Annotated in this window: 12 protein-coding genes and 1 tRNA gene; 3 read left to right on the top strand and 10 right to left on the bottom strand. The window is 60.1% G+C overall.

Going from position 1 to position 15,682, the window contains the following annotated elements; genetic code table 11:
* Nucleotides 1-67: 67 nt before the first annotated feature.
* Nucleotides 68-2,083 (bottom strand): excinuclease ABC subunit UvrB, encoded by a 2,016-nt coding sequence (gene uvrB / locus OK411_RS10575; protein ID WP_024012378.1) that lies wholly within the window; start codon nt 2,081-2,083, stop codon nt 68-70.
* 337 nt (nt 2,084-2,420) lie between these two features.
* Between uvrB and OK411_RS10570 the strand changes: the two genes are divergently transcribed.
* The gene (locus tag OK411_RS10570) at nt 2,421-3,617 is read left to right on the top strand and encodes an amino acid aminotransferase (RefSeq protein WP_264364848.1); all 1,197 of its coding nucleotides are present in this window, start codon (nt 2,421-2,423) and stop codon (nt 3,615-3,617) included.
* 230 nt (nt 3,618-3,847) lie between these two features.
* Nucleotides 3,848-4,048: a hypothetical protein gene (locus OK411_RS10565; protein ID WP_016773917.1), complete on the top strand. Its 201-nt coding sequence runs from the start codon at nt 3,848-3,850 to the stop codon at nt 4,046-4,048.
* On the opposite strand, the gene OK411_RS10560 is transcribed toward OK411_RS10565, so the two are convergent.
* Nucleotides 4,045-4,275 (bottom strand): hypothetical protein, encoded by a 231-nt coding sequence (locus tag OK411_RS10560; protein WP_024012377.1) that lies wholly within the window; start codon nt 4,273-4,275, stop codon nt 4,045-4,047. The genes OK411_RS10565 and OK411_RS10560 overlap by 4 nt on opposite strands.
* 219 nt (nt 4,276-4,494) lie before the next feature.
* On the opposite strand from OK411_RS10560, the gene OK411_RS10555 reads away from it, so the two are divergent.
* Nucleotides 4,495-4,570: transfer RNA gene (locus OK411_RS10555), tRNA-Asn, on the top strand.
* A 113-nt stretch (nt 4,571-4,683) separates the two neighbouring features.
* Here OK411_RS10555 and OK411_RS10550 read toward each other — a convergent pair.
* The 8 genes from OK411_RS10550 to OK411_RS10515 form a co-directional block, all read right to left on the bottom strand.
* Nucleotides 4,684-6,207 (bottom strand): nucleobase:cation symporter-2 family protein, encoded by a 1,524-nt coding sequence (locus OK411_RS10550; RefSeq protein ID WP_024012376.1) that lies wholly within the window; start codon nt 6,205-6,207, stop codon nt 4,684-4,686.
* A 278-nt stretch (nt 6,208-6,485) separates the two neighbouring features.
* Complete coding sequence (locus tag OK411_RS10545; protein ID WP_264364847.1) at nt 6,486-7,319, bottom strand: arylamine N-acetyltransferase family protein; 834 nt, start codon at nt 7,317-7,319, stop codon at nt 6,486-6,488.
* 100 nt (nt 7,320-7,419) lie between these two features.
* Nucleotides 7,420-8,214, bottom strand: coding sequence for an exodeoxyribonuclease III (gene xth, locus OK411_RS10540; RefSeq protein ID WP_122700508.1), 795 nt, complete (start codon nt 8,212-8,214; stop codon nt 7,420-7,422).
* Between the two features lie 83 nt (nt 8,215-8,297).
* Nucleotides 8,298-9,740, bottom strand: coding sequence for a mechanosensitive ion channel family protein (locus OK411_RS10535; RefSeq protein WP_264364846.1), 1,443 nt, complete (start codon nt 9,738-9,740; stop codon nt 8,298-8,300).
* Nucleotides 9,741-10,055: 315 nt separating this feature from the next.
* Entirely contained in the window at nt 10,056-10,922 is an 867-nt protein-coding gene (locus OK411_RS10530; protein ID WP_024012371.1) for a pirin family protein, read from the bottom strand.
* Nucleotides 10,923-11,080: 158 nt separating this feature from the next.
* A complete protein-coding gene (locus OK411_RS10525; RefSeq protein WP_413694508.1) occupies nt 11,081-14,284 on the bottom strand; it encodes a transporter substrate-binding domain-containing protein in 3,204 nt (1,067 codons plus the stop codon).
* 13 nt (nt 14,285-14,297) lie between these two features.
* Entirely contained in the window at nt 14,298-14,930 is a 633-nt protein-coding gene (locus OK411_RS10520) for a response regulator transcription factor (protein WP_024012369.1), read from the bottom strand.
* A 125-nt stretch (nt 14,931-15,055) separates the two neighbouring features.
* On the bottom strand, nt 15,056-15,490 hold the full coding sequence (locus OK411_RS10515) for a chemotaxis protein CheY (protein ID WP_160769547.1): 435 nt from the start codon (nt 15,488-15,490) through the stop codon (nt 15,056-15,058).
* Nucleotides 15,491-15,682 lie beyond the last annotated feature (192 nt).

Genomic DNA, 15,682 nt, shown 5'->3' with positions numbered 1-15,682 from the left:
CGCGAGCAGGCTCGCTCCCACAGGGATACCCAATGATCGTTCCCACGCTCTGCGTGGGAACGATCCCTTATACCGTAAGCAATCGTTCGCGCAGTTTGGCAATCTCGTCACGCATCTGCGCCGCCGCTTCAAACTCCAGATCCCGCGCCAGTTGGTACATCTTCTCTTCCAGCGCGCGGATGCGTTTGGTGATTTCGCTTGGCGAGCGCAACTCGGCTTCGTACTTGGCGTTCTCTTCGGCGGCCTTGGCCATGCCTTTGCGCTTCTTGCTGCGCGAACCCGGCACGGTGGCGCCTTCCATGATGTCGGCGACGTCCTTGATCACACCTTTCGGGGTGATGCCGTTCTCAAGGTTGAAAGCAATCTGCTTCTCGCGACGGCGCTCGGTCTCACCAATCGCGCGCTCCATCGAACCGGTCATGCGATCAGCGTAGAGAATCGCCCGGCCATTGAGGTTACGCGCCGCGCGACCGATGGTCTGGATCAGCGAGCGCTCGGAACGCAGGAAGCCTTCCTTGTCGGCATCGAGAATCGCCACCAGCGACACTTCCGGCATGTCGAGGCCTTCACGCAGCAGGTTGATCCCGACCAGCACATCGAACACGCCGAGGCGCAAATCGCGGATGATCTCGACGCGCTCGACGGTGTCGATGTCCGAGTGCAGATAGCGCACGCGCACGCCGTGGTCGGCGAGGTAATCGGTCAGGTCTTCGGCCATGCGCTTGGTCAGCGTGGTGACCAGCACACGTTCTTCGATCGCCACACGCTTGGTGATTTCCGAGAGCAAGTCATCGACCTGGGTCAGCGCCGGCCGCACCTCAACCTGCGGGTCGACCAGGCCAGTCGGCCGCACCACCTGCTCAACCACGCGCCCGGCGTGCTCGGCTTCGTAGTTGCCGGGCGTTGCCGAGACGAAAATGGTCTGCGGGCTGACCCCTTCCCACTCGTCGAAACGCATGGGCCGGTTGTCCAGCGCCGAAGGCAAGCGGAAGCCGTACTCAACGAGGGTTTCCTTGCGCGAGCGGTCGCCCTTATACATCGCGCCGACCTGCGGCACGCTGACGTGGGATTCGTCGATCACCAGCAAGGCGTCGGCCGGCAGATAGTCGTAAAGGGTGGGTGGCGCCGCGCCGGCCGGACGCCCGGACAGGTAGCGCGAGTAGTTTTCGATGCCGTTGCAATAGCCCAGTTCGAGGATCATCTCCAGGTCGAAACGGGTGCGCTGTTCCAGACGCTGGGCTTCCACCAGTTTGTTGTTGCTGCGCAGGTATTCGAGGCGCTCCTGCAATTCGACCTTGATGCCTTCGATGGCGTCGAGCAGGGTTTCCCGAGGCGTCACGTAGTGACTTTTCGGGTAGAAAGTGAAGCGCGGCATCTTGCGGATGACTTCGCCGGTCAGTGGGTCGAAGGCAGAAATGCTCTCGACCTCGTCATCGAACAGCTCGATGCGGATCGCTTCGAGGTCGGATTCCGCCGGGAAGATATCGATCACGTCACCGCGGACTCGGAACGTCGCCCGAGCGAAATCCATGTCGTTGCGGGTGTATTGCAGGTCGGCCAGGCGCCGCAGCAGCGCACGCTGATCAAGCTTGTCGCCGCGATCAACGTGCAAGACCATTTTCAGATAGGTTTCCGGACTGCCCAGACCATAGATGCACGACACCGTGGTGACGATGATCGCGTCCTTGCGCTCGAGCAACGCTTTGGTTGCGGACAGGCGCATCTGTTCGATGTGGTCGTTGATCGAGGCGTCCTTCTCGATGAACGTGTCGGACGACGGCACATACGCTTCGGGCTGGTAGTAGTCGTAGTAGGAAACGAAATATTCCACGGCGTTGTTCGGAAAGAACGCCTTGAACTCTCCGTACAACTGCGCGGCCAGGGTCTTGTTCGGCGCCAGTACGAGCGTCGGCCGCTGGACCTGGGAGATGACGTTGGCGATGCTGAAGGTCTTGCCCGAACCGGTCACACCGAGCAGTGTCTGGTGCGCCAGCCCGGCGTCAATGCCCTCAACCAACTGGCGAATGGCTTCCGGCTGATCGCCGGCAGGCTCGAAGCGGGTGACTAGCTGGAATTCCGACATACACACCTCTGGAATCGCGGCGTTCCGCGTCAGACGGAGCACCACGAGGACGACCGCAAACGACCGATGTCGCGCAAGAAAAAACCTGGATTGTGCTGAATGTGGTGGCGATTGCCTGACCTTTCAAGGCAAACGTCCTACATCCGGTAAAGAGTCTGACAAAGTCAATCGACTAACGGTCAAGAAATAATCGGAAAAACTTACCCTAAAAGCCGATTCGCCTGTCGCCATTGCGCGGTGATGGCCTCTATACTAGCTCCCCGTTTGTGCACCGCTCTAGTGCATTCGGCTGGAGCGCGACACGTCCCTCCACTCTCCATTCAGAGCCGCCGTAATAATGAGCCTGTTCTCCGCTGTCGAAATGGCACCCCGCGATCCAATCCTGGGCCTCAACGAAGCATTCAACGCCGATACCCGGACCACCAAGGTCAACCTGGGCGTGGGCGTGTACTGCAACGAAGAGGGGCGAATTCCACTGCTGCGCGCGGTGATCGAAGCCGAGACGATTCGCGTCGCGCAACACGCTTCGCGCGGTTACCTGCCGATCGATGGCATCGCTGCCTACGACCAGGCCGTGCAGAAACTGCTGTTCGGCAACGACTCGCCGCTGATCAGCGCCGGTCGCGTCATCACCACTCAGGCCGTCGGCGGAACCGGCGCACTGAAAATCGGTGCCGACTTCCTCAAGCAACTGCTGCCGAACGCCGTCGTGGCGATCAGCGACCCGAGCTGGGAAAACCACCGCGCGCTGTTCGAAACCGCTGGTTTCCCGGTGCAGAACTACCGTTACTACGACGCTGCCACCCATGACGTGAACCGTGCCGGCATGCTCGACGACCTCAACGCCCTGCCGAACGGCTCGATCGTTGTCCTGCATGCTTGCTGCCACAACCCGACCGGCGTCGACCTGACCCCGGCGGACTGGAACAACGTGCTGGAAGTGGTCAAGGCCAAAGGTCACGTGCCGTTCCTTGATATGGCTTACCAAGGCTTTGGCGACGGGATCGATGAAGACGCCGCCGCTGTGCGCCTGTTCGCCGAATCCGGCCTGACCTTCTTCGTCTCGAGCTCGTTCTCCAAATCGTTCTCGCTATACGGCGAACGCGTCGGCGCACTGTCGATCATCAGCGAATCAAAAGAAGAAAGCGCGCGCGTGCTGTCGCAGGTCAAGCGCGTGATCCGCACCAACTACTCCAACCCGCCGACCCACGGCGCCAGCATCGTTGCTGCGGTGCTGAACAGCCCGGAACTGCGCGCGCAGTGGGAAGCCGAGCTGGCCGAGATGCGCCTGCGCATCCGCGGCATGCGCGAGCAGATGGTTGCCCTGCTGGCGGAAAAAGCGCCGGGCCGCGATTTCAGCTTCGTCGGTCGTCAGCGCGGCATGTTCTCCTACTCCGGCCTGACCACTGAACAAGTGCATCGCCTGCGTAACGAGTTCGGCATCTACGCCCTGGACACCGGCCGCATCTGCGTGGCCGCGCTGAACCAGAGCAACATCAAGGCTGTGACGGACGCGATCGTTCAGGTCATCTGATTTCGGCCAGTGATGAAAAACGGGAAGCCTTTTGGGCTTCCCGTTTTTTATTTGTCTCTGGAAACGCCTCGCAACCTCTAGACTGCACACAATTCAAAGTGCAGGAGCTGACGAGTGCAACAAGGCTGCGATCTTTTGATCTTGTTTCTAAGATCAAGATCAAAAGATCGCAGCGTTCCGCAGCTCCTACCGGTTTTGTGTACACCCGAGATTTTTTGAAGAGAACCCACATGAAAAACGACAACCTGCGCGCTGACCGTGACGACCTGGATGATTTCATCCCGCGCGCTCCGGCCAAGCGTGAAAAGAGCCTGGTGCTGCAAGTCGCCACCGGGGTATTCCTCGGTGGCCTGGCCCTGTGGCTGGTGCAACTGGCGGCGACGGCGGCCTATGCCAAGCTGATGCTCGGCACGATTACCTTCGGCAGTTAAGCCAGCTCGGCCGAGCGCTGGGTGGCGGCATCGTCGTAAATCACATACAGCGATTCGGCGACCTGGCTCTTGATGGCCTTGCTGCTTTCTAGACCAAGGACGAAACCTTCAGCCTTGCCGCCAGCGCGGTTCAATTCTTCGGCGGTGCTTGCCCCGGTGATTGCATCGAAAAGTTTTTCGGCGTGCGGGCCGATCCCTTTGGGCAGGCTGATCTGTGCAGTGCTCATGCAGGCACCTCGGTGTTGCGAGTGATTTGAATCATGGCGCGTACCTTTGCGGCGAATGGCCGGCAGCGCGTGTGACCACTTCCGGGCTGCCATGGTAGACCTCTGAGGCCTTTCTGGTAACCGCCAATCGCTGACAAAATGCCGTCCGTCCCGACGAATCGCAAAAGTTGCCCGGCGATGCTTGACTTCTCTTTTTGAATCAGTAACATACGCACCAATTCCGCAATAGCTCAGTTGGTAGAGCAAGTGACTGTTAATCACTGGGTCCCTGGTTCGAGTCCAGGTTGTGGAGCCAAATAGCAAAGCCCCTGAATCGCAAGGTTCAGGGGCTTTTTTGTGGGCGCACGAAAAATACCAAAAGGCCGATCTGTTTGGGCAGATCGGCCTTTTCTGTTTCAGACGCAGCGGTCAGACATGTTCGCTGCTTTTCACCTGAACCTTAGGCGCGCCGTGGCCATGGTCGTGGTCATCCGGCTCGATCACCGGCACTTCCTTGCCATCGCAGTCATGCAGCTTGCCGTCGCTGAAGTAATCGCCTTCACGCAGCGCGGCGAGATCGCGATAACGCAGGGTGCGCTCTTCCGCTGCGGCGAACACCGACTGTTGATCCGAGTTGCCGGTCGTGAAGTGGTTGAACGCCAGGTTGAGCAGGATCGCCATGATTGCCGATGAACTGATGCCCGAATGGAAAATCGTCGCGAACCAGCTCGGGAAATGATCGTAGAAGTTCGGCGCGGCGATCGGGATCATGCCGAAACCGATCGAGGTGGCAACGATGATCAGGTTGACGTTGTTGCGGTAGTCCACCTTCGACAACGTGCGGATGCCACTCGCCGCCACGGTGCCGAACAGCACGATCCCGGCGCCGCCGAGGACAGAAGTCGGCACGGCAGCAATCACCCGGCCCATGAACGGCAGCAGCCCGAGGACGACGAGAAACAGACCGCCGGTGGCCACCACGAATCGGCTCTTGATCCCGGTCACCGCCACCAGACCGACGTTTTGCGCGAAAGCACTTTGCGTGAACGATCCGAAGATCGGCGCAAACATGCTCGACAGCATGTCGGCGCGCAGGCCGTTGCCCAAGCGTTTGGAATCTACCTTGGTGTCAATGATCTCGCCCACGGCGAGGATGTCCGCCGAGGTTTCCACCAGCGTCACCATGACCACAATGCACATCGACAGGATCGCAGCGAAATGGAAGGTCGGCATGCCGAAGTGGAACGGTGTCGGGAAGCCGAACATGGGGCCGGTGGTCACACTGGAGAAATCCGCCATGCCAAGGAACACCGCCAGCACCGTGCCGATGACCATGGCCAGCAGAATCGACAGCCGAGAAATGGTCGCGCTGCCAACCTTGCTCAGCAGCAACACCAGCACCAGCGTGACCGCCGCCAGACCGATGTTCTGCATGCTGCCGAAGTCCGGCGCGTGGCTGTTGCCGCCCATCGCCCAGCGTGCGGCCACCGGCATCAGCGTCAGGCCGATGGTGGTGATCACAATGCCGGTGACCAGCGGCGGAAAGAACTTGGTGATGCGTGAAAACACCGGCGTGATCAGCAAGCCGATCAACGAGGCGGCAATCACCGCACCCAGCACCGATTGGAAACCGCCCTCCCCGCCGCTGCTGACGATCGCAACCATGGTCGCCACGCCGGAGAACGATACGCCCTGGACCAGCGGCAGCTGACAGCCAAAAAACGGCAGACCCAGGGTTTGCAGCAACGTCGCCAGCCCCCCCGCAAACAATGAAGCAGCAATCAACAGACCAATGTCCGCCGGCGACAGACCGGCCGCCTGGCCAATGATCAGTGGCACCGCAACGATACCGCCGTACATGGTCAGAACATGTTGCAGGCCGTAAGCCATATTCGCGCCGACCCCGAGGTTTTCGTCCTCGGGCCGTTGGTGTGAAACATGGGGCGTTTTCATGGTGGGGGGTTCCCTGGTTTTTGTTATGCGCACACTGTATTCAATACTCAGGACAAATGTCCATAGAGTTGTATACAACTTGTCAGTCACATAATGGTTAGGTAGCCATCCAACCTTCTAGCCTGCGCTTCTTGCCCTAACAAATCCGGCAACACATCCCCGCTGCGTCCGCGCCAGTGCCCACCAGGCTGAAGTGTTCACGGCGACCGACGGTGCAGTCGCGCTCTTTCAGCGGCCATCGGCGAAATCCGTCGCGTATTGGAGCCTGATGTAAAGCCTTAGATGGAGGCTGGCGCGATGACCCGAGCCAGCGCTTGTCGCACACGCGGTGAATCAGGCACCTGAAGATCGAACTCGCGCCGCAGCAACTCCATCAGCTCGTCGACATCCGCGACTTCGCGCCGCTCACTGTCCGCACCCATGTAATGAATGGCAAAACTGCCGTTGTTCAGGGTTTTGCGCCAGCCAGCGCCGCTGCGCGCGACCATTAGGCGCTGCGAAAAGGGTGACTCGGGATGGGTGGAGACGTACCAGTTGCCGACGGTGTAATCGATGTCTTCCTGGCGTTGCAAATCGAACAGGTACATCGGCCGCCATTCGCCTGCGACTTTGGCGCGCAGCAGGTAGCCATCTGCTTGCTTGTCGATGCGGTAAGGTTCGTGCGGGGTGGGTTGCTCATCTTTGCTGTCGAGCAACAGCGGCGCGGTGGGCACCATGCCGCCGAAGCCGACATCGGTGATGTAACGCACTCCGTCGATGGTCACCAGACTCAAACGATGGGTTCGCGCCGTCCAGCTGCCTTCCGGTTGATTCATCACCACGCGCCCGCTGATCGCCCGCGCGTCGAAGCCCAATTCAAGCAGCAGCGCATAAAACAAATGATTGAGCTCATAGCAGTAGCCGCCCCGCCCCTGCTGCAACACCTTGTCTTCGATGGAGACCAAGTCGATCAACACCGGCTCTGCACTGATCGTCGCCAGATTTTCGAAAACAAACTGAGCGGTGTGGCGCGACTGCAACTGGCGCAACGTATCCAGCATCGGTGGCGGCGGCGCATCGAAACCCAGACGTTGCAGGTACAGATTGGTATTGGTCAGCCGTGGCGCACTCATTGCTCGATCCTTATGCATGGGCCGCAGAACACTGCGTGGTTATTGCCCTGTATACGGGATCAAGCACGGCTTCCGACAATTGATTTCGCCAATCGCCCGCTCAGCGCTTTTTCCGCGAAGCGATGCGAATCCATGTCGGCGCATGGTCGCTGGCGTGCGGTTCGTTGCGCACCCAGGCGTCAACACCGGCGTCGTGCAGATACGGGCTCAATGCCGGGTTGAGCAACAGGTGGTCGATGCGCAGGCCGGAATTGGTTTGCCAATGGTTACGGAAGTAATCCCAGAAGGTGTAGAGGCGCTCTTCGGGATACACGTGGCGCAGAGAATCGGTCCAGCCCTGGTCCAGCAGCCGCTGGTAGCACTCGCGGCTTTCAGGTTGCAACAAGGCGTCCTTGAGCCAGGAACGGGTGTTGTAGATGTCCATGTCAGTGGGCACGACATTGAAGTCACCGGCCAGGACCACCGGGTGATCGCTGCTTTGCAGGTCTTTGGCGTAATTGATCAGACGCTCGAACCAGGCCAGTTTGTAATCGAATTTCGGCCCCGGCTGCGGGTTGCCGTTGGGCAGATACAGGCAACCGACCAGCACACCGTGCACCGCCGCTTCGATATAACGGCTGTGGGTGTCATCGGGATCGCCGGGCAAACCGCGTCGACTCTCCAACGGCTGCGCATCACGCGCCAGAATCGCCACGCCATTCCATGACGCCTGGCCCTGCCAGATCGCGCCGTAACCGGCGGCCTCCAGTTCGGCGGCGGGAAATGCGCTGTCCACTGATTTGAGCTCTTGCAGGCAGACGATGTCCGGTTGCTCGCGCTTGAGCCATTCCAGCAGATTCGGCAGCCGCGCGCGCATGCCGTTGACGTTGAAGGTGGCGATTCGCAGGTTTTTCATCGTCTGCAACTCCTGCCCGGTGGGATTGCAAATTGTGACCCTGAGAACGCCGCGCAGGTTGCATCGAATCACAAAGCGACAGCTCAGACTCGTTTACGCAGCCATTGCAGAAAGCCTCTTTTCGGCGCGACCACAGGCGTTTCCTCGGTCAGCGACTGCGCCTTGTGCAGACGGAAATCGAGCAATGCCTGCATGGCATCGTGGATGTCATGGCGCGCGTCCAGGCACGGTTTCAGGTAGGACTTCTCGATGCGATACAGGGCGCAGAAAGTCTTCGCGGAAAAATCCGCCGGCAGCGCGGTGTCGGAAAGAATCCCGGCCTCGCCGATCACCTCGCCCGGCCCCATGCGCCCGGATTCCAGTGGCGCACCATGGCGCTTGAGCGTCACCGATACCACGCCGGATTCAATGATGAACAAATGATCGCTGACCTCCCCGCCCGCGAGAATCGTTTCGCCGACGCGGAAAGTTTGCAGAGTCATGTTCTGGCTGAAGGTGTCTTTTTCTTCTTCACGCAGAGTCGAGAAGATCGGTGAGCTTTCCAGCAGCGCCCGTGGCCGCGACAACTGCGGTGCGGCGCTGGTCTCGTTGCTCGACAGCAGGTTGACCCCGGAGGCCTGCAAATGCCGGTACGCGAGATCGAACAACTGATTGCGCACCACGCGCTTCTCGCCCATCGAGGCGACAAACCCGCTGATTTCGTATTCCGCGCCGCCGCTGGCAGAACTCTTCAACGACACGCTCGGCGCCGGTATGTCGAGCAATTGCCGGCAGCCTTGCATTGCCCGCTCCAACGCCTCGATTACCGAACTGGGTCGGGCATGGGGGCTGACGGGCACGCTGACGGAAACGCCGAACATATTGCTCGGTCGGCTGAAGTTGATGATTTTGGCTTTCGCCGCCAGCGAGTTGGGAATCACGGCCATGCTGCCCTGACTGGTTTGCAGACGCGTGGCGCGCCAGTCGATGTCGGTGACGCGGCCCTCGGTGCCGTCGATGGAGATCCAGTCATCGAGTTGATAGGGCTTGGTGGTATTGAGGACGATGCCGGAGAACACGTCGCTCAAGGTGCTCTGCAAGGCCAGGCCGACAATGATCGCCAACGCGCCGGACGTCGCCAGCACGCCTTTGACTGGCAGATCGAGCACGTACGCCAGCGCCGCAATGATGGCGATGAGGAAAATCACCGCGCCGAGCAAGTCCTGCAACAGCCGGCCGGTATGGCCGACCCGCTGCATCATCACCGCGCCGATCAGCACCGTCAGGGTCCGCGCACCAAACAGCCACCAACCGATCTGCAACCCGGTCGCCGCCAGATGCAGCGGCACGTTGTCGGCCCACGGCGCCGGCTCCATCGGGTTGAGGCCTTCGTTGAACAGCACAATGCTGAACAGGGCGAAAATCAGCACCCGCACCAGCAGCTTCCATTCACTGCCGCGAGAGCTGATCAGCCGCCACAGGCCAAGATCGAGCAGGATCAGGATCAACGCGCTAAACAACGGGTGTTCGGTCAGCAGAGACAGCATCAAACAACTCCGACAAATGCCAATCGCGAGAAGATCGCACAGATTGGCACAGTGTAGGAGCAATTGATTTCGGTGGAGGAGCACCGGCTTACAAACACTGCAAAACCCTGAAGGAGCTGACGAAGGCTGCGATCTTGAGGCTGTGGGACGCGGAGCGTCCCCGGCTGCATTCCCACGCAGAGCGTGGGAACGATCAGACGCTGAACAACCTCCTCGCGAAGGCGTCATGTCAGTCACTACCTCTTGGACTGAAACAGAGCATTCGCGAACAGGCTCGCTCCCACAGGTAGTTTCGGTTAGCCGTAAAGCCCGGTGTCAGGCGTGCATCTGGCCAAAGCGCCCGGACTGGAAGTCGGCAAAGGCCTGGTGGATTTCCTGCTCGGTGTTCATCACGAACGGGCCGTGGCCAACGATCGGTTCGTCGATCGGCTCGCCGCTGAGCAGCAATACCACCGCGTCTTCGCTGGCCTGGAGGGTGAGTCGATCACCGTCGCGTTCGAACAGCGCCAACTGCCCTACCCCAACCGATTCCGCGCCGTTGACCTGCACCGAACCCTTCAACACCACCAGCGCGGTATTACGTCCTTCGTGCAGATCAAGGGTGAGCAGCTTGCCGGCATTGAGGCGCAGATCCCACACGTCGATTGGCGTGAAAGTCCGTGACGGTCCGGTGTGCCCATCGAATTCGCCGGCGATCAGACGCAGTCTGCCGGCGTGGTCCTTGAGCGCGATGCTCGGAATGTCGCGGTCGAGAATGGTCTGGTAACCCGGCGCGGCCATTTTGTCCTTGGCCGGCAGGTTGACCCACAGCTGGACCATTTCCAGCTTGCCGCCGGTTCTGGCGAAATTCTCCGAATGAAACTCTTCATGGAGGATGCCGGACGCTGCGGTCATCCACTGCACGTCGCCCGGGCCGATGGTGCCGCCGCTGCCGGTGGAATCGCGGTGTTGCACTTCGCCGTCGTAAACGATGGTCACGGTTTCGAAACCACGGTGCGGGTGCTGGCCGACGCCACGCTGTTCAGTGGTCGGGGTGAATTCGGCGGGACCGGCGTGATCGAGCAGCAGAAACGGGCTGATGTGCTTGCCCAGGTGGTCGTAGGAAAACAGCGTGCGCACCGGGAAACCATCGCCGACCCAATGGCCGCGCGGGCTGGTGTAAATGCCGATGATGTTTTTCATGGGGTCTCCAATGGGTAAATGCATTGGATTAAGCGTAAGGGCATATCGAATATTCGACTAGAGGGTAGAAATCGGCTTGAGTGTTCCATATGCAGAACAATTGAGTCAGCGGCGCGCATTTCGCGAGCAGGCTCGCTTCCACAGGAGTCTGCAATGGTTCAGAGGCACCGTGCGAGGCCGTGCATGGCTTCGCGCAACCTGTCGATGGCACGCTCGATAAACGCGTTTTCACCGTCTCGGCACGCCGTGTCCAGATCTGCACACGCCGCAACAACCCGCGCTGCCCCAACCATTTGCGCACCGCCCCTGATGCGATGGGCCAGCTCACGCAGGCCGTTGCGGTCGCCGACGTGGGTCTGATTCAAAGCCTGCAGATCGTCGCGCAAGCTATTACCGACTTCCTTGCGCAAACGCTCGATCAACGAGTGATCGGCACCGGCCATCTGCTCCAGGGCACTCAGATCAATCTCGACGGGCTCGGCACTTGGCGGTTCATCTTCGTGGCGCTCGCAACGATGAGCGCCTTTCAGGGCTTCAGCCAGATCATGCAAGCGAATCGGTTTGAACAGGCAGCCGTCCATGCCAGCGTCCAGACAACGCAGGCGCTCTTCGACCTGCGCATTGGCCGTAAAACCGAGGATAAGACAGGGCCTGCGGCTGCTGGCGGCCTCTTCATCGCGAATGGTGCGCGCCAGCTCATAGCCATTGCGTCGCGGCATGTTGCAGTCGGTAATCACCACATCGAAGGCCTGGGTTCGCCAGCGGTCCAGCCCCTGTTCGCCATCGCCCACATCTACCGTGCGATGCCCCAGTTCGCTCAATTGCCAGCACATCAGCAAGCGGTTGACCGGGTGATCGTCCACCACCAACACGCTTAATACACAGGTAGCGGCTGCCGCCTCGGGCGTTGCCAGTGTGGTCGTCACAGCTGTCAACAGCGGCAAGGACAGATTCATTTCCACTCGCGTGCCTTGCCCGAGATCACTATCGAGACCCAGCGTGCCGCCCATCATTTCGCAGAGGTTACGGCTGATCACCAGCCCCAGGCCGGAACCGCTGCGCGCCGCTTGAAGGCTATTGCTCGCTTGAACGAACGGGCTGAACAGGCGCTTTTGATCTTCAGCACTTATACCGATGCCGCTGTCTTCGATCAGCACTTGCACACTCACTTGCTCGTGCGATATCGCAACGATCTGCAGTCGCAGGCAGACGTCACCTGACTGTGTGAATTTGATCGCATTGCTCAACAGGTTCGACAGCACCTGTTTGAAGCGCGTCGGATCAATCAGCACATCCACGTCGGCGCGCGGATCAAGTTCGATGCGCCACAAGAGCCGTTTCTGCCGCGCCAGCCCTTCGAAAACCCGACACACCGATAACACCGTCTCGCGCAGGTTGGCCCGCTCGGGCGAGAGGGACAAATGCCCCGACTCGATACGGGCGATGTCGAGAATGTCGCCAATCAACGCCAATAATTGCTGGCCGGCATTCGACGCCACCTGAATTGCCAGTCGATCAGTCACGCCCTCCTCTGCGCGCTTGAGCGCCAGTTCGAGCATGCCGATCAAGGCGTTCATCGGTGTGCGAATCTCGTGGCTCATGGTCGCCAGGAAAGTGCTTTTGGCCCGATTGGCCTCATCCGCTGCGTCCTTGGCCTGTTGCAGTTGCAACAACCATTGCTGGCGCTGATGGATCTGCCGACGCTGCCAGCCGATCCAGATCAGGGCCAGCAGCAGCAAGCCTGCGGCGCCGGCAAAACCAAGCAGAATCTCGCGGCGATGGCGCGACCAATAGCTGTCCTCCACCACCACATCGTGGCTCCAGCGCTCGACCAGTTCATCCATTTGCTGCGGCGCGATGCTCAGCAACGCCTTGTTCAGGATCGAGTGCAGCAGCGCCGACTGCGGCGCCGTGGCCAAAGCGATGCGCGCCGGCTGATCGCCTACGGTGCCGGTAATACGCAGGCGGTCGCGGTATTGGCGGGCAATCAGAAAACGCGCCACCAGCAACGAGCTTACCGTCACGTCGACCTGTCCACGGGCAATCAGCGCCATGCCTTCGGCGGGGCTTTTGACTTCGACCAGACGCAGGCCGGGAACCCGTTGCAAGAGGTATTCGCGCAACGGGTGGCCGCGATAGATCGCCAGGCGTTTGCCCGCCAGTTCGTCGAGCGGCAATGGATGTGGTCCGTTCGCTGCGCTGACTAGCACGAACGGATTGTTCAGATAGGCGCGGGTGAATTGCAGCTGCGCTTCCCGCTCGGTGCTCGGCGTCACCACGGGCAAAATATCGAGTGCGCCGGCCTGAAGTTGTTCGAACTGGTCGTTCAGCGAGGTGCCACGCACGATCTCGAAATTCAGCCCGCTGCGCTGTGCAATCAGGCTCAGCAACTGCGCTGCCAGGCCGTTGAAGCGTCCGTCAGCATCGAAAAACGCCAACGGCGCGAAGTCTTCGACAGCGCCGACCCGCACCACCGGGTGCTGATCCAGCCACTGCTGCTCGGCGGCGCTGAGCTGTACCCGCGACTGTTCGGCCATCTCGGCGAGGCCGACGCTCCAGCGCTGTTCGATCAGATGGCGACGCTCCATGGGCACGGCCAGCAAGGCCTTGTCGACGATGCGTTTGAGCACCACATCGCTGCGCAACAACGCAAAGGCGAACGGATTGGCATCAAGGCCCGACGGCCCGGCCAATTGCAGGTCGTTGCGATAATTGGTGTTGATCAGATAGTTGGCGCTGATGAAGTCGCCCAGGTACACATCGTCGGCACCGAAGGCGACCGCGCCGAGTGCATCCATGGCCGAAGCATAAAGCTGTACGTGGGCGCCGGGGTAGAACGCCTGAACATGGGTCAGCGGCAGGTAATCCTCGACCATGGCGATGCGTTTGCCTGCAAGGTCAGCAGGCAGTTTCTCGTCGTGACGCGTGACCAGCATCGGCTGATCTTCAGCATACGGCCGCGACAGAACAAAGGCCGGATCCGCCGCTTCGAAACTGTTCGAGGTGCCCAGGAGTTCGACGTCAGCGCGCTTGAGTGCGGCCATCAGTGCGGGACGATCGGCGAAACGCCGCACTTCGATCCTGATGCCGAGCAGTTGCGCCAGCAGATCGGCGTAATCCGCCGTCAGCCCTTCCAGCTCATGCTGATTGCGGGTGATTTCGAAGGGCGGGTAATCCGGGCCGGAGATGCCCATGCGCAAGACTGGATGCTCACGCAGCCACTGGCGCTCCCGATCATCGAGGCGCACCTGGATACTTCCCGGTTCGAGGCGCGCCAGCACCTCCAGCGTCTGCGGCTGGTCATTCGCCCCGACCGAGGCAACAAGCCCCAGCCACAGCAATAAAACCCGCAGTCCCTGCATCATGTCGGGGTACTCAGATCAAGTGATTGCGCTTGGCGAACTCACGCAGAAGCACCAGCGAACCCAGGCCAAGTTTCGCCATCATGCGGGTCTTGTAGGTGCTGACGGTTTTGTGACTCAGGTGCATTTCCAAAGCGATGGCCTTGTTCGGTTTGCCCAGCGCCAGATTCACGAAAATGCATAACTCTCGATCGGACAGCTGCGCGATCAGCTCCTTTTCCGTGCGTTGCACGGCGTTGTACAGACCGCTGGTATTGGGCAATGCGGAGAAATAAGTGTGGCCGGACATCAATGCCTTGATGGCTTCGTGCAGCAGAGTCAGTTGATTGCTCTTGGTCACGTAGCCCCGTGCGCCGGCGCGCAGACAGCGCTCCTGGTAATGCGTGGGCTCATGCATGCTGAACACCAGCACCCGGCAACGCGCCGTTGGCGCCTTGATCTGGATTCGCGTCAGCACTTCCAGACCGTCCATCGATCCCAGCCCCAGATCGAGCACAACCAGGTGCGGATCATGCGCGCAGATCAACGGCACGACTTCATTGCCATTGGACGCTTCATGAATCCGTGTGAAGCCTTGAGCCTGCAGAACGATCCGAATGGCCGCGCGCACGACTGGATGGTCATCGACGATCAGCGCTGACTTCATTGGGACTCCTGCAAAATCGAAGACACCGCAACAGTCTGTCCCGGAGTCGGTGGCTGCGCCGGCACTGTTACATGGATGGGCAAGAGAATCACCTGTCAGGTCTGACAGTTGTGCAGAGTGTCTTTTTATGCATTGGCATGGCGCAACGATGCGTGGGCGTCAGGCGCTGCCTGGGGTTCGTCGCAAGTTTCGGCTCTTGCCATTACCTGCCCGATGAGCTGTGAATTGGGCAATGGCGTCGGGCTGATCTGCGCGTTTTCCTGAGCAAATCCGGCAGCCGCCTGCAACGGTGCCGACGGTTCGTTGTAGATCAGAGCATGGCGAACCTGTGGGTTATCGAGCAGAAAGCCCAGCAGATCGAGAGAGCCTGCCGCCAGTTCGGCATTGATCACCAGCACATCGAACGGCTCGCAGCCATAGTCGACCAAGGTCAACAATTCGCCGAGAGTCTGCACCGGGGCGACGCGGTAGTAGCCGAGCGCATTGAACAGGCGCTCGATTTTCATGCGATGAAAATGCTGCGGGTCGGCGATCAGGATGCGCAACGCTTTGTTGCTCATGGTCATTCTTCCGGTGAGGTTTGGGGAGGGCAAGACTACGCAAGCGTCGGGGATAGCTCTGTAGGACTTTTCCTAAAAATCCGGTCATTCATCCGTCGGCCCTGACGCACCAATATCCCCTGTGGGAGCGAGCCTGCTCGCGAAGGCGGTATACCTGTCAGAAATTTATTGACTGACACGGCGCCTTCGCGA

Origin of the sequence: Pseudomonas sp. RG1 (assembly GCF_025910115.1) — a bacterium.
Classification (GTDB): domain Bacteria; phylum Pseudomonadota; class Gammaproteobacteria; order Pseudomonadales; family Pseudomonadaceae; genus Aquipseudomonas; species Aquipseudomonas atacamensis.
The sequence above is the reverse complement of the archived record's forward strand: the minus strand, read 5'-3'. Positions and strand labels throughout refer to the sequence as shown.

What these genes read in the sequence shown, in the direction of transcription:
- OK411_RS10550 (WP_024012376.1), bottom strand. Translation starts at nt 6,207, where the DNA reads ATGAAAACGCCCCATGTTTCACACCAACGGCCCGAGGACGAAAACCTC.
- OK411_RS10520 (WP_024012369.1), bottom strand. Translation starts at nt 14,930, where the DNA reads ATGAAGTCAGCGCTGATCGTCGATGACCATCCAGTCGTGCGCGCGGCC.
- OK411_RS10515 (WP_160769547.1), bottom strand. Translation starts at nt 15,490, where the DNA reads ATGAGCAACAAAGCGTTGCGCATCCTGATCGCCGACCCGCAGCATTTT.
- OK411_RS10570 (WP_264364848.1), top strand. Translation starts at nt 2,421, where the DNA reads ATGAGCCTGTTCTCCGCTGTCGAAATGGCACCCCGCGATCCAATCCTG.
- OK411_RS10565 (WP_016773917.1), top strand. Translation starts at nt 3,848, where the DNA reads ATGAAAAACGACAACCTGCGCGCTGACCGTGACGACCTGGATGATTTC.
- uvrB (WP_024012378.1), bottom strand. Translation starts at nt 2,083, where the DNA reads ATGTCGGAATTCCAGCTAGTCACCCGCTTCGAGCCTGCCGGCGATCAG.
- OK411_RS10545 (WP_264364847.1), bottom strand. Translation starts at nt 7,319, where the DNA reads ATGAGTGCGCCACGGCTGACCAATACCAATCTGTACCTGCAACGTCTG.
- OK411_RS10535 (WP_264364846.1), bottom strand. Translation starts at nt 9,740, where the DNA reads ATGCTGTCTCTGCTGACCGAACACCCGTTGTTTAGCGCGTTGATCCTG.
- OK411_RS10560 (WP_024012377.1), bottom strand. Translation starts at nt 4,275, where the DNA reads ATGAGCACTGCACAGATCAGCCTGCCCAAAGGGATCGGCCCGCACGCC.
- xth (WP_122700508.1), bottom strand. Translation starts at nt 8,214, where the DNA reads ATGAAAAACCTGCGAATCGCCACCTTCAACGTCAACGGCATGCGCGCG.
- OK411_RS10525 (WP_413694508.1), bottom strand. Translation starts at nt 14,284, where the DNA reads ATGCAGGGACTGCGGGTTTTATTGCTGTGGCTGGGGCTTGTTGCCTCG.
- OK411_RS10530 (WP_024012371.1), bottom strand. Translation starts at nt 10,922, where the DNA reads ATGAAAAACATCATCGGCATTTACACCAGCCCGCGCGGCCATTGGGTC.